The sequence below is a fragment of the Enterobacter sp. BIGb0383 genome (assembly GCF_003751845.1).
Classification (GTDB): domain Bacteria; phylum Pseudomonadota; class Gammaproteobacteria; order Enterobacterales; family Enterobacteriaceae; genus BIGb0383.
The window spans coordinates 432,188-445,358 of the sequence record NZ_RJKQ01000004.1; the positions used below are offsets into that span (position 1 = coordinate 432,188).

A 13,171-nucleotide genomic window follows, 5' to 3' on the forward strand; every position below is an offset into this window, starting at 1 on the left:
TTCTTAAAGACTGCGGGCGTACATCCGGCCCTCGGCGGCCAGTGCCCGCAGGCTTGGATCGTGCTCGCGGTTGCGGGCAAAGACCACGGCGATAAGCTGCTGCATCTGATAAGGCTGCGCCAGTTTTAGCATCTGCACCGACCCTTCATAGACTTTCTTCATCCGGCCCGGCATCAGCGTAAAGCCAACGCCTGCCTGCACCAGACTCAGCATGGAAAAAATGTCGTTCACCCGGGTGACGATCTCCGGTTCGAACCCGGCAATCTGGAATGCGTCCTGGAAACCGGCATAGGTGGCAAACCCTTCCGCCAGCGAAACAAATTTCTGGTCTTTATAGTCCCGCAGGTCGGCCAGCCCGTCGGTATTCAGCGTGGCGGCAGCCGGTGCGGCAAGGAAGATATCGTCGTGGAACAGCGGCAGCACTTCCAGGCTGTTGCGGTCGATATCGCTTTCGGAGATGGAGATCAGAATGGCGTCAAGGCTGCCCTCGTCCAGCATATGCAGCAGGGTGTCGTTGGAACCCATGGTCAGAGCCATCTCCAGATCCGGGCAGCGCAGCTTCATGCCCATAATCAGGCGCGGCACCGTTTCCAGCGTCAATGAGTAAAGCGTGCCGACGCGCAGGCGACCCTGACCGATACCCGCCGTTTTCCGCGTCTCTTCCAGTCCGCGTTCCATTAGCTGGGTAATTTCCTGACAGTACTCCAGCAGAGTCCAGGCGGAGGGCAGAGGGATAAGATTGCGGCCCTTGTGTGTAAACAGCGGGCAGCGGACATTTTCCTCCAGCGTATGCAGCGCGCGATGGACGCTGACGCCGCTAATTTCCAGCGTTTCTGCCGTGCGGGCGATATTGCCTTTTTCCATAAAGGTCATAAAGATGCTGAGCTTGCGGAAGGTAATGTCGTTGGCAATCGCTGGATTCATGGTTATGCCTTTTTTATGCGTAAAAAAAAGGCCACCCAAGGGGTAGCCCTGATTGCATTATTCGCCCTGGGTCAGCGCTTCAAGCTGCTCCTGGGCTTCCAGCCACGCCATCTCACACTCTTCGAGTCCGGATTTCGCCGTGGCCTGACTTTGCAGGCACTCGGTGAGTTCAGCCTTGCGGCTCTGGTCATAGAGTCCGCTGTCGCCGAGCTTCTCTTCGGCGGCGCTCAGCTGAGCGTTGAGTTTCTCCATCTCTTTTTCCAGACGGGTAATCTCTTTACGCAGCGGCTGCGTAAGAGTACGCAGCTCCGCGTCGCGGCGCTTCTGATCTTTACGGGACTGGGCGCTGTTGCTGTTCTCTTTGGCCGTCTCTTCCGACTGGTTTTCCAGCTTCTGGACATCGGTCAGCCACTGCTGATAATCGTCAAGATCGCCATCGAAAGGTTCAACCTTGCCGCCGTGGACCAGATAAAGGTCGTCGGTGGTTGAGCGCAGCAGGTGGCGGTCGTGCGAGACGACAACCAGCGCACCTTCAAACTCAATCAGCGCATCGGTCAGCGCCTGACGCATATCGAGATCCAGGTGGTTGGTCGGTTCATCGAGCAGGAGCAGGTTCGGGCGCTGCCAGACAATCAGCGCCAGCACCAGACGGGCCTTTTCACCGCCGGAGAAACGGGCGGTTGGCTCGCTGACTTTGTCGCCCTGGAAGCCGAAGCCGCCGAGATAATCCCGCAGCTTCTGTTCCAGCTCCTGAGGGGCAATGCGGACCAGATGCTGAATAGGGGATTCGTCGGCGCGTAAAAACTCCAGCTGATGCTGGGCGAAGTAGCCGAGCTTAATGCCTTTCGCCAGACCGATTTCGCCGCTCAGCGGGGCCAGATCGCCGGCCAGCATTTTGATCAGCGTCGATTTACCTGCGCCGTTGCGACCGAGCAGGCCGATACGTGAACCCGGGACCAGGTTCAGCTTGATCGCATCGAGAATAATCCGCTCGCCGTAGCCCGCGCTCACTTTCTCCATCTTCAATAATGGATTGGGCAGGCTTTCCGGCGCGCGGAAGCTGAAGTGGAACGGGTTATCGACGAGGGCAGGGGCAATCAGCTCCATGCGCTCCAGCATTTTGATACGGCTCTGAGCCTGTTTCGCCTTGCTGGCTTTGGCCTTAAAGCGATCGATAAAGCTCTGCAGATGCGCCACGCGCAGCTGCTGGCTTTCGTAGGTGGCCTGCTGCTGGGCCAGGCGCGTTGCGCGCTGGCGCTCAAAGGAGCTGTAGTTGCCGGTATATTCGAACATCGACTCTTGTTCGATATGAATAATCTTATCCACCACCGGATCGAGGAAATCGCGGTCGTGGGAAATCAGGATCAGCGTGCCCTGATAGCTTTTAAGCCATTTTTCCAGCCAGATAACCGCATCGAGATCGAGGTGGTTGGTCGGTTCATCGAGCAGGAGCAGATCGGAGCGACAGACCAGAGCCTGGGCGAGGTTAAGGCGCATGCGCCAGCCGCCGGAGAAGTCGCTGACCGGACGTTCCAGCTGTTCGTTGCTGAAGCCCAGGCCGTGCAGCAGGCTGGAGGCGCGGGCGCGGATAGTCCAGGCGTCGATGGCGTCCAGCTTGCCGTGAACGGTGGCAATAGCGTGGCCGTCGTCGCGCTCGTTGGCCGCCTTCAGCTCAGCTTCCAGCTGACGATATTCACGGTCACCGTCGATGACGTAGTCGAGAGCCGGCTCCGCCAGCGCCGGGGTTTCCTGATTCACCCAGGCCAGTTGCCAGTTGCCGGGGAATGTTGCGCTGCCGCCGTCGGCGCCAATCTCGTTTTTCAACAGCGCAAGCAGCGTGGATTTGCCGCAGCCGTTTTTACCCACCAGGCCAACTTTCTGGCCCGGGTTAATGGTGGCTGTGGCGTTGTCCAGCAGGACGCGCACGCCGCGACGAATTTGTAACGAGGAGAAAACAATCATAAGGCGCCGTATGTTCCGACTATGTTAATTTGTCATTATGATACTGTAAGGTTGCGGGCAAATGGCCGCGCAGGGGCGCAATGGTAGCCCAAAACAAAGATGTGGAGAACACCCGGGAGGGGAATGATGTCTCAGACAGCGAAAGTCTTGCTGCTGTATGCCCATCCGGAATCACAGGACTCGGTGGCAAACCGGGTTTTGCTCAAGCCGGCAACGCAGCTGCACAACGTCACCGTGCACGATCTTTATGCACACTATCCTGATTTTTTTATCGATATTCCGCACGAGCAGGCGCTGCTGCGCGAGCATGATGTGATCGTGTTCCAGCATCCTCTCTATACCTGGAGTTGCCCGGCGTTACTGAAAGAGTGGCTGGATCGCGTGCTGAGCCGCGGTTTTGCCAGCGGACCGGGAGGGAATCAGCTGGCGGGAAAGTTCTGGCGCAGCGTGATCACCACCGGGGAGCCGGAAAGTGCCTATCGGCATGATGCGCTGAACCGCTATCCGATGAGCGATATTTTGCGCCCGTTCGAGATGACGGCGGCGATGTGCCGGATGCACTGGATGAACCCGATGATTATCTACTGGGCGCGTCGACAGTCGCCCCAGGAGCTGGCCAGTCATGCCCGTGCCTACGGCGAGTGGCTGGCATCTCCCGTCACGCAGGGAGGACGCTGATGGAAGGTTCCGATCTGTTACTGGCCGGCGTTCTGTTTCTGTTTTCTGCGGTCGTTGCCGTGCCGCTGGCTGCGCGCCTGGGTATCGGCGCGGTGCTGGGTTATCTGCTGGCGGGGATCGCCATCGGCCCGTGGGGTCTGGGCTTTATCAGCGACGTTGAGGAGATCCTGCACTTCTCCGAGCTGGGCGTGGTATTCCTGATGTTTATCATCGGGCTTGAGCTGAATCCGTCCAAGCTCTGGCAGCTGCGGCGCTCGATTTTTGGCGTCGGTGCGGCCCAGGTCTTGCTGAGCGCGGGTCTGCTGGGTGGTTTGCTGATGCTGACCGATTTTTCCTGGCAGGCGGCGGTCGTGGGCGGGATCGGCCTCGCGATGTCTTCGACGGCGATGGCGCTGCAGCTCATGCGCGAGAAGGGGATGAACCGCAGCGAATCCGGGCAGCTGGGTTTTTCCGTGCTGCTGTTCCAGGATCTGGCGGTGATCCCGGCCCTGGCGCTGGTCCCGTTGCTGGCGGGCGGCGGCGATGAACACCTGGACTGGTTTAAAATCGGTCTGAAGGTCGTGGCCTTTGCCGGAATGCTGATTGGCGGACGCTATCTGCTGCGCCCGGTCTTCCGCTTTATCGCCGACTCCGGCGTGCGCGAGGTCTTTACCGCCGCGACGCTGCTGCTGGTACTGGGTTCGGCACTGTTTATGGATGCGCTGGGCCTGTCGATGGCGCTGGGTACCTTTATCGCCGGTGTCCTGCTGGCGGAGAGTGAGTATCGCCACGAGCTGGAGATCGCCATTGAGCCGTTTAAAGGATTACTGCTGGGGCTGTTTTTTATCTCGGTCGGGATGGCGCTCAATCTGGGCGTGCTCTATACCCATCTAATGTGGGTGATCGCAAGCGTCGCGGTACTGGTGGCGGTGAAGCTGCTGGTGCTGTATCTGCTGGCGCGCATTTATGGCCTGCGAAGTTCGGAGCGAATGCAGTTTGCGACCGTGCTGAGCCAGGGCGGTGAGTTTGCTTTCGTCCTGTTTTCGACCGCGTCATCCCAACGCCTGTTCCAGGGCGATCAGATGGCGTTGCTGCTGGTGGCGGTCACCCTGTCGATGATGACCACGCCGCTACTGATGAAAGCCGTCGATAAATGGCTGTCCCGGCGCTTCAACGGGCCGGAAGAGGAAGGTGAAGCTCCGTGGGTTGAAGACGACAAGCCGCAGGTTATCGTGGTGGGCTTCGGGCGCTTCGGTCAGGTGATTGGTCGTCTGCTGATGGCCAACCGGATGCGCATTACCGTACTGGAGCGCGATATCAGCGCCGTTAACCTGATGCGTAAATATGGCTATAAGGTTTATTACGGCGATGCGACTCAGGTTGAGCTGCTGCGTTCCGCCGGGGCGGAAGCGGCGGAATCGATTGTGATCACCTGCAACGATCCGGAAGATACGATGAAGCTGGTAGAGATCTGCCAGCAGCATTTTCCCCATCTGACGATCCTGGCCCGCGCGCGTGGACGTGTGGAGGCGCACGAGCTGCTGCAGATGGGCGTGTCGCAGTTCTCGCGTGAAACCTTCTCCAGTGCGCTGGAGCTGGGGCGTAAGGCGTTAATTTCGCTGGGGATGCATCCGCATCAGGCGCAGCGTGCGCAGCTGCACTTTCGGCGGCTGGATATGCGGATGCTGCGCGAGCTGATCCCCACGCATACTGATGCCGGGCAGATATCCCGCGTGCGCGAGTCGCGGCGCGAGCTGGAGGAAATTTTCCAGCGTGAAATGCAGCAGGAACGTCGTCAGTATGATGGCTGGGATGAATTTGAGTAAGGGTAAGAGCGATGGCGGTGCGTAAACGATTTATTGCCGGTGCGACCTGTCCGGCCTGTAAGGCCCAGGATTCCCTGGCGATGTGGCAGGAAAACAGCGTTGACGTGGTGGAGTGCGTGAAGTGCGGACACCAGATGCGTGAGGCGGACAAAAGCGTTCGCGAGCATGTCCGCAAAGAAGAGCAAGTTATCGGGATTTTCCATCCGGACTAGCGATCCTGGCCAGGTTTTTTTAAGCTAAGGGGTACACGGGGGCAGAATTCCGCTACAATCTGCGCCAGTCATATTTCCATGCTCAGGAGTTATCATGAAAGTAGCAAAAGACCTGGTGGTCAGCCTGGCCTATCAGGTACGTACAGAAGACGGTGTGTTGGTTGATGAGTCTCCGGTTAGCGCGCCGCTGGACTACCTGCATGGTCACGGTTCCCTGATTTCCGGTCTGGAAAATGCGCTGGAAGGCCACGACGTCGGCGATAAGTTCGATGTTGATGTTGGCACCGATGACGCATACGGTCAGTACGACGATAACCTGGTTCAGCGCGTTCCTAAAGACGTCTTTATGGGCGTTGACGAGCTGCAGGTTGGCATGCGTTTCCTGGCTGAAACTGACCAGGGTCCGGTACCGGTAGAAATCACCGAAGTGGAAGACGATCACGTTGTGGTTGACGGTAACCACATGCTGGCCGGTCAGAACCTGAAATTCAACGTGGAAGTGGTTGCTATCCGCGAAGCGACGGAAGAAGAGCTGGCCCACGGCCACGTTCACGGCGCTGACGGTCATCACCACGATCACGACCATGACCACGATGGCTGCTGCGGCGGTCACGGCCATAGCCACGACCACGACCATGGTCACGACCACGGTAAAAAAGGTGGCTGTGGTGGCAATGGCGGCTGCGGCTGCCACTAAAATACGCGTCGTCTTTCGAGCTGTAGCTGCGTTGTTTACGCCTTGCCACAGACCGAAATCCATAGCGTATTAGGTCATGATAAAAAAGCGGGGAAACCCGCTTTTTTTACGTCTTAATAGTGGGGTGGTGGCGTCTCTTCGGCCTGTGAAGCGATGTATGAAGACTGCGTTGACTTCACTTTTTCCGTCAACAGGCGCAACAGGTCGCGCAATTTCGCCATTTCCAGCTCGTGGGCGGTGACCGTTTTGTTCAGGTCATCAATGGTGATTTCCTGAAAGGCCAGTCGGCTCTCCAGTTCCGCCAGACGCGCGTCTAAATTCTTTTCCTGCATGATTCACCTCGTTGTTGTATCCGGCATGGTTTTCGCTGGCGGGGCGAATTCTACTTAACTTTCCCCGATCGTGCAGCATCCTCAGCCAGAGCAGGAAACTAATTTAAACAAAAATAGTCCTAAAACGTGTGAGAAACGGGAGTGTTCGTATGTAGATTTCTTCTACAACGCTTTATAGTACGTTTCTCAATTGTGTTTAACCTGGGGTGAGAGGCCCCGACCCTGGAGAGATGGATGAAATCACTGTTTAAAGTAACGTTGCTGGCGACCACCATGGCCGTTGCCCTGAATGCACCGCTGACCTTTGCCGCTGATGCTGCTGCCGCGAAAGCTGCACCGGCCGCAGACAGCAAAGCTGCCGCATTTAAAAACGACGACCAGAAATCCGCTTACGCGCTGGGCGCATCGCTGGGTCGTTACATGGAGAACTCTCTGACCGAGCAGGAAAAACTGGGCATCAAGCTGGATAAAGCTCAGCTGATCGCCGGTGTTCAGGATGCATTTGCTGATAAGAGCAAACTGTCCGACCAGGAAATCGAACAGACCCTGCAGGCTTTTGAAACCCGCGTGAAAACTGCTGCTCAGCAGAAGATGGAAAAAGACGCTGCGGAAAGCGAAGCCAAGGGCAAAGCTTTCCGTGACACCTTCGCCAAAGAGAAGGGCGTGAAGACCTCCTCCACCGGCCTGCTGTACAAGGTTGAGAAAGAAGGAACCGGCGCTGCGCCGAAAGATAGCGATACCGTGGTGGTGAACTACAAAGGTACGCTGACCGACGGTAAAGAGTTTGATAACTCCTATACCCGTGGTGAGCCGCTCTCCTTCCGTCTTGATGGCGTGATCCCAGGCTGGACCGAAGGCCTGAAAAACATCAAGAAAGGCGGCAAAATTCAGCTGGTTATCCCACCAGAGCTGGCCTACGGCAAAAATGGCGTTCCGGGTATTCCGGCTAACTCCACGCTGGTCTTCGATGTCGAACTGCTGGACATCAAACCGGCTCCGAAGGCGGATGCACAGCCTGAAGCGCCTGCTGCTGACGCCAGCAAAAAGTAAACGCAAAGAAAACCGCCGCCTGAATGGCGGCGGTTTTTATTGGGCGCAATATAATTAACACTGGAAAGCGCCCGAGGTGCGTATTACTTTAGATGCCTTAATTTTGATGATGATAATACTGAGCCTGCCCTGACAACCTAACGACAGGCTCCTGAAAAGGAGTGCTTTTTTTCATGTCCAGGTCGCTTTTAACCAACGAAACCAGTGAACTTGATTTGCTGGATCAACGTCCTTTCGATCAGACCGACTTCGATATTCTAAAATCCTACGAAGCGGTGGTGGACGGGTTAGCGATGCTCATTGGCTCCCATTGCGAAATTGTTCTGCACTCTTTGCAGGACCTGAAATGTTCCGCCATCCGCATCGCCAACGGCGAGCACACCGGGCGGAAAATTGGCTCCCCGATTACCGATCTGGCGCTGCGCATGCTGCACGACATGACCGGCGCGGACAGCAGCGTCTCGAAGTGTTATTTCACCCGTGCGAAAAGCGGCGTGCTGATGAAGTCCGTCACCATTGCCATTCGTAACCGTGACCACAGAGTGATTGGTCTGCTTTGCATCAACATGAACCTTGATGTGCCTTTCTCGCAAATTATGAGCACCTTTATTCCGCCGGAAACACCGGAAGTGAACTCGTCGGTCAACTTTGCCTCGTCGGTAGAAGATCTGGTGACGCAAACGCTGGAATTCACCATCGAAGAAGTGAATGCCGATCGTAACGTTTCCAATAATGCCAAGAATCGCCAGATCGTGCTTAACCTGTACGAGAAAGGGATTTTTGACATTAAAGATGCGATCAACCAGGTCGCGGACCGGCTGAACATCTCCAAGCATACGGTCTACCTCTACATTCGCCAGTTTAAGAGCGGCGATTTTAGCGGACACGATAAGTAATGCGTTTTGCGCTTCTGGTCACCGGCCCGGCCTATGGCACTCAACAGGCCAGTAGCGCTTGGCAGTTTGCCCGTGCCGTGCTGGCCGAAGGCCATGAGCTGAGCCGCATCTTTTTCTATCGCGAAGGCGTCTATAACGCCAATCAGTTGACCGCACCGGCCAGCGACGAATTCGATCTGGTGCGGGCCTGGCAGACCCTGAGTGAACAGCACGGCGTCGAGCTGCATATTTGCGTTGCTGCCGCGCTGCGTCGCGGGGTAAGCGATGAGGCTGAAGCACATCGTCTCGGCCTGGCCGCTGCCAACCTGCAGCCTGGCTTTAGCCTGAGCGGTCTGGGCGCGCTGGCGGAAGCCGCGTTGACCTGCGACCGGGTGGTGCAGTTCTGATGAAACGTGTTGCTTTCGTATTTACCTCGGCGCCGCACGGCTCCTCTTCCGGACGGGAAGGGCTGGATGCGCTGCTGGCGACCTCAGCGTTGAGCGAGGATATCGGCGTCTTCTTTGTCGGCGACGGCGTGTTTCAGCTGCTGGCCGGGCAAGCGCCCGATGCGGTGCTGGCGCGTGACTATATTTCTACGTTCAAAATTTTGCCGCTCTACGATATCGAAAACTGCTGGCTCTGCGGCGAATCGCTGCGCGAGCGCGGATTGGGCGATTCACATCCCCGGGTGCTTGACGCTGAAATTCTGGAGCCGCAGGCGCTGCGCCGTAAGCTTGATGATTATGATGTCGTGCTGACCTTCTGAGGTGTCTATGTTGCATACTCTTCGCCACTCGCCATGGCAGTGTGATATCGCAGAACTGATCCGTATGCTGCAGGCTGGCGACGATCTACTGCTCATGCAGGACGGCGTCAATGCGGCGCTGGAAGGCGGCCGCTACCTTGAATCCCTGCTAAATGCCCCCATAACGATCTACGTGCTGGAAGATGACATTCGCGCGCGCGGGTTTTCTGCTCAAATTTCAGGCAGTGTCGTCAGGGTTGACTATACTGACTTCGTCAGACTGACAGTAAAACATTCCGCGCAGATGGCCTGGTGAAGCGGGATCGCTGTATATTTCTTGACACCCCTTCTGCACAGTCCTAGAATTCCGCGTCCTCATATTGTATGAGGTCGTTTTATTACGTGTTTACGAAGCAAAAGCTAAAACCAGGAGCTATTTAATGGCAACAGTTAACCAGCTGGTACGCAAACCACGCGCACGCAAAGTTGCAAAGAGCAACGTGCCTGCGCTGGAAGCCTGCCCGCAAAAACGTGGTGTATGTACTCGCGTATATACCACCACTCCGAAAAAACCGAACTCCGCACTGCGTAAAGTATGCCGTGTTCGTCTGACTAACGGTTTCGAAGTGACTTCCTACATCGGTGGTGAAGGTCACAACCTGCAGGAGCACTCCGTGATCCTGATCCGTGGCGGTCGTGTAAAAGACCTTCCGGGTGTTCGTTACCACACCGTTCGTGGTGCACTTGACTGTTCCGGCGTTAAAGACCGTAAGCAGGCTCGCTCCAAGTACGGCGTGAAGCGTCCTAAGGCTTAATGGTTCTCCGTTAAGTAAGGCCAAACTGATTTATTTTAATGTCATCAAACTCTTTGAGTTTTGGACAATCCTGAATTAACAACGGAGTATTCCTATGCCACGTCGTCGCGTGATTGGTCAGCGTAAAATTCTGCCGGATCCTAAGTTCGGATCAGAGCTGCTGGCTAAATTTGTAAATATCCTGATGGTAGACGGTAAAAAATCTACTGCAGAAGCAATCGTATACAGCGCGCTTGAGACCCTGGCTCAGCGTTCTGGTAAAACTGCCCTGGAAGCCTTTGACGTTGCGCTCGATAACGTGCGCCCGACTGTCGAAGTTAAGTCCCGCCGTGTAGGTGGTTCTACTTACCAGGTTCCAGTTGAAGTCCGTCCGGTTCGTCGTAATGCCCTGGCAATGCGTTGGATCGTTGAAGCTGCTCGTAAACGCGGTGATAAATCGATGGCTCTGCGCCTGGCGAACGAACTTTCTGATGCTGCAGACAACAAAGGTACTGCAGTTAAGAAACGTGAAGACGTTCACCGTATGGCAGAAGCCAACAAGGCGTTCGCACACTACCGTTGGTAATAAACCCTTCGTAGTGTTAGTCACCAGGCGGGCGCTTCAAAAAAGCTGCCCGCTTTGGGTTACTTAAACTGAACGTCACAGGATATAGAGGAATCAAATGGCTCGTAAAACACCCATTGAGCGCTATCGTAACATTGGTATCAGTGCTCACATCGACGCCGGTAAGACAACGACTACCGAACGTGTTCTGTTCTACACCGGTGTAAACCACAAAATCGGTGAAGTTCATGACGGCGCAGCCACCATGGACTGGATGGAGCAGGAGCAGGAACGTGGTATCACCATCACGTCCGCTGCGACTACCTGTTTCTGGTCAGGTATGGCTAAACAGTTCGAACCACACCACATCAACATCATTGACACCCCAGGGCACGTTGACTTCACCATTGAAGTTGAACGTTCCATGCGTGTTCTTGATGGTGCGGTAATGGTTTACTGTGCTGTTGGTGGTGTTCAGCCACAGTCTGAGACCGTATGGCGTCAGGCAAACAAATATAAAGTTCCGCGTATCGCGTTCGTTAACAAAATGGACCGTATGGGCGCTAACTTCCTGAAAGTTGTCGATCAGATTGAAAAACGTCTGGGCGCAACTCCGGTGCCACTGCAACTGGCTATCGGCGCGGAAGAGAAATTCACCGGTGTTGTTGACCTGGTGAAAATGAAAGCGATCAACTGGAACGAAGCCGATCAGGGCGTGACCTTCGAATACGAAGATATCCCAGCTGATATGCAGGAACTGGCCGAAGAATGGCGCCAGAAACTGGTTGAAGCCGCTGCTGAAGGTTCTGACGAGCTGATGGAGAAATTCTTTGGTGGCGAAGAGCTGACTGAAGAAGAGATCAAACTTTCTCTGCGTAAACGCGTACTGAACAACGAAATCATCCTGGTAACCTGTGGTTCTGCATTTAAGAACAAAGGTGTTCAGGCGATGCTGGATGCGGTTGTTGAATACCTGCCGGCGCCGACTGATGTTACCGCGATTAACGGTATGCTGGACGACGGTAAAGACACTCCGGCAGTTCGTCACTCTGACGACAACGAGCCGTTTGCTGCTCTGGCGTTCAAAATCGCAACTGACCCGTTCGTTGGTAACCTGACGTTCTTCCGCGTGTACTCTGGCGTGGTTAACTCTGGTGACACCGTGTTCAACCCGGTGAAATCAGCGCGTGAGCGTCTGGGCCGTATCGTACAGATGCACGCCAACAAACGTGAAGAGATCAAAGAAGTTCGCGCTGGCGACATCGCTGCAGCTATTGGTCTGAAAGAAGTGACTACCGGTGATACCCTGTGTGATCAGGACCATGTGATCATTCTGGAGCGTATGGAGTTCCCTGAACCAGTAATCTCCATCGCTGTTGAACCGAAAACCAAAGCTGACCAGGAAAAAATGGGTCTGGCTCTGGGTCGTCTGGCTAAAGAAGACCCGTCATTCCGCGTATGGACTGATGAAGAAACCAACCAGACCATCATCGCTGGTATGGGTGAACTTCACCTCGACATCATCGTTGACCGTATGAAGCGTGAATTCAACGTTGAAGCTAACGTTGGTAAACCTCAGGTTGCTTACCGCGAAGCGATTCGTGCGAAAGTTACCGATATTGAAGGTAAACACGCTAAGCAGTCTGGTGGTCGTGGTCAGTACGGTCATGTTGTTATCGACATGTACCCACTGGAGCCGGGCTCTAACCCGAAAGGTTACGAGTTCGTCAACGACATCAAAGGTGGTGTGATCCCAACGGAATACATCCCTGCCGTTGATAAAGGCCTCCAGGAACAGCTGAAGTCTGGTCCGCTGGCTGGCTACCCGGTAGTGGATCTGGGCGTGCGTCTGCACTTCGGTTCTTACCATGACGTTGACTCCTCCGAGCTGGCGTTTAAACTGGCTGCATCTATTGCCTTCAAAGATGGCTTTAAGAAAGCGAAGCCGGTTCTGCTTGAGCCGATCATGAAGGTTGAAGTAGAGACTCCGGAAGAGAACACTGGTGACGTTATCGGTGACCTTAGCCGTCGTCGTGGTCAGCTGAAAGGTCAGGAATCTAACGCTACTGGCGTTCAGATTCATGCTGAAGTTCCGCTGTCTGAAATGTTCGGATATGCAACTCAGCTGCGTTCTCTGACCAAAGGTCGCGCATCATACTCCATGGAATTCCTGAAGTATGATGATGCACCGAACAACGTTGCTCAGGCCGTTATTGAAGCCCGTGGTAAGTAATCCACAGGATTAAAACCAAAATCCCGTGCTCTCTCCTCAGGGGGGAGCACTATAGTAAGGAATATAGCCGTGTCTAAAGAAAAATTTGAACGTACAAAACCGCACGTTAACGTTGGTACTATCGGCCACGTTGACCACGGTAAAACTACCCTGACTGCTGCAATCACCACCGTTCTGGCTAAAACCTACGGCGGTTCTGCTCGTGCATTCGACCAGATCGATAACGCACCGGAAGAAAAAGCTCGTGGTATCACCATCAACACTTCTCACGTTGAATATGACACCCCGACTCGCCACTA

The 13,171-nt window shown here is 55.1% G+C and carries 16 protein-coding genes; 13 read left to right on the plus strand and 3 right to left on the minus strand.

The window, feature by feature from the left end:
* Positions 1–3 precede the first annotated feature (3 nt).
* Together EDF81_RS20020 and EDF81_RS20025 are read right to left on the minus strand one after the other, a co-directional pair.
* Entirely contained in the window at positions 4–924 is a 921-nt protein-coding gene (locus EDF81_RS20020) for a LysR substrate-binding domain-containing protein (protein ID WP_123349916.1), read from the minus strand.
* Positions 925–981: 57 nt separating this feature from the next.
* Positions 982–2,886: an ABC transporter ATP-binding protein gene (locus tag EDF81_RS20025; protein ID WP_123349917.1), complete on the minus strand. Its 1,905-nt coding sequence runs from the start codon at positions 2,884–2,886 to the stop codon at positions 982–984.
* Between the two features lie 123 nt (positions 2,887–3,009).
* On the opposite strand from EDF81_RS20025, the gene kefG reads away from it, so the two are divergent.
* The 4 genes from kefG (at position 3,010) to slyD (ending at position 6,278) form a co-directional block, all read left to right on the plus strand.
* Positions 3,010–3,564 (plus strand): glutathione-regulated potassium-efflux system ancillary protein KefG, encoded by a 555-nt coding sequence (gene kefG / locus EDF81_RS20030; RefSeq protein ID WP_123349918.1) that lies wholly within the window; start codon positions 3,010–3,012, stop codon positions 3,562–3,564.
* Positions 3,564–5,369 (plus strand): glutathione-regulated potassium-efflux system protein KefB, encoded by a 1,806-nt coding sequence (gene kefB / locus EDF81_RS20035; RefSeq protein WP_123349919.1) that lies wholly within the window; start codon positions 3,564–3,566, stop codon positions 5,367–5,369. Before kefG ends, kefB begins: the two co-directional genes overlap by 1 nt.
* Before the next feature lie 11 nt (positions 5,370–5,380).
* Positions 5,381–5,581 carry a YheV family putative zinc ribbon protein gene (locus EDF81_RS20040; RefSeq protein ID WP_123349920.1) on the plus strand — a complete coding sequence of 67 codons (201 nt, stop codon included), beginning with the start codon at positions 5,381–5,383 and terminating at the stop codon, positions 5,579–5,581.
* A 94-nt stretch (positions 5,582–5,675) separates the two neighbouring features.
* The gene (gene slyD, locus EDF81_RS20045; RefSeq protein ID WP_123349921.1) at positions 5,676–6,278 is read left to right on the plus strand and encodes a peptidylprolyl isomerase; all 603 of its coding nucleotides are present in this window, start codon (positions 5,676–5,678) and stop codon (positions 6,276–6,278) included.
* Between the two features lie 113 nt (positions 6,279–6,391).
* Here the strand turns inward: slyD and EDF81_RS20050 are convergent, their stop codons facing one another.
* Positions 6,392–6,610, minus strand: coding sequence for a protein SlyX (locus EDF81_RS20050; RefSeq protein ID WP_123349922.1), 219 nt, complete (start codon positions 6,608–6,610; stop codon positions 6,392–6,394).
* Positions 6,611–6,844: 234 nt separating this feature from the next.
* Here EDF81_RS20050 and fkpA point away from each other — a divergent pair, with 234 nt between their 5' ends.
* From fkpA to EDF81_RS20095, 9 genes are all read left to right on the plus strand, one after another.
* On the plus strand, positions 6,845–7,660 hold the full coding sequence (gene fkpA, locus EDF81_RS20055; protein WP_123349923.1) for an FKBP-type peptidyl-prolyl cis-trans isomerase: 816 nt from the start codon (positions 6,845–6,847) through the stop codon (positions 7,658–7,660).
* Between the two features lie 173 nt (positions 7,661–7,833).
* Complete coding sequence (locus EDF81_RS20060) at positions 7,834–8,556, plus strand: transcriptional regulator (protein ID WP_123349924.1); 723 nt, start codon at positions 7,834–7,836, stop codon at positions 8,554–8,556.
* The gene (gene tusD / locus EDF81_RS20065) at positions 8,556–8,942 is read left to right on the plus strand and encodes a sulfurtransferase complex subunit TusD (protein WP_123349925.1); all 387 of its coding nucleotides are present in this window, start codon (positions 8,556–8,558) and stop codon (positions 8,940–8,942) included. The genes EDF81_RS20060 and tusD overlap by 1 nt, the downstream gene beginning before the upstream one ends.
* Complete coding sequence (gene tusC, locus EDF81_RS20070) at positions 8,942–9,301, plus strand: sulfurtransferase complex subunit TusC (RefSeq protein ID WP_123349926.1); 360 nt, start codon at positions 8,942–8,944, stop codon at positions 9,299–9,301. The genes tusD and tusC overlap by 1 nt, the downstream gene beginning before the upstream one ends.
* Before the next feature lie 7 nt (positions 9,302–9,308).
* Positions 9,309–9,596 (plus strand): sulfurtransferase complex subunit TusB, encoded by a 288-nt coding sequence (gene tusB / locus EDF81_RS20075; RefSeq protein ID WP_123349927.1) that lies wholly within the window; start codon positions 9,309–9,311, stop codon positions 9,594–9,596.
* A 124-nt stretch (positions 9,597–9,720) separates the two neighbouring features.
* Positions 9,721–10,095: a 30S ribosomal protein S12 gene (gene rpsL / locus EDF81_RS20080; protein ID WP_000246815.1), complete on the plus strand. Its 375-nt coding sequence runs from the start codon at positions 9,721–9,723 to the stop codon at positions 10,093–10,095.
* A 94-nt stretch (positions 10,096–10,189) separates the two neighbouring features.
* Positions 10,190–10,660, plus strand: coding sequence for a 30S ribosomal protein S7 (gene rpsG / locus EDF81_RS20085; RefSeq protein WP_123349928.1), 471 nt, complete (start codon positions 10,190–10,192; stop codon positions 10,658–10,660).
* 97 nt (positions 10,661–10,757) lie between these two features.
* Complete coding sequence (gene fusA / locus EDF81_RS20090) at positions 10,758–12,872, plus strand: elongation factor G (RefSeq protein ID WP_123349929.1); 2,115 nt, start codon at positions 10,758–10,760, stop codon at positions 12,870–12,872.
* 69 nt (positions 12,873–12,941) lie between these two features.
* The coding region (locus tag EDF81_RS20095) for a GTP-binding protein (protein ID WP_032449286.1) at positions 12,942–13,171 on the plus strand (230 nt) is incomplete at its 3' end.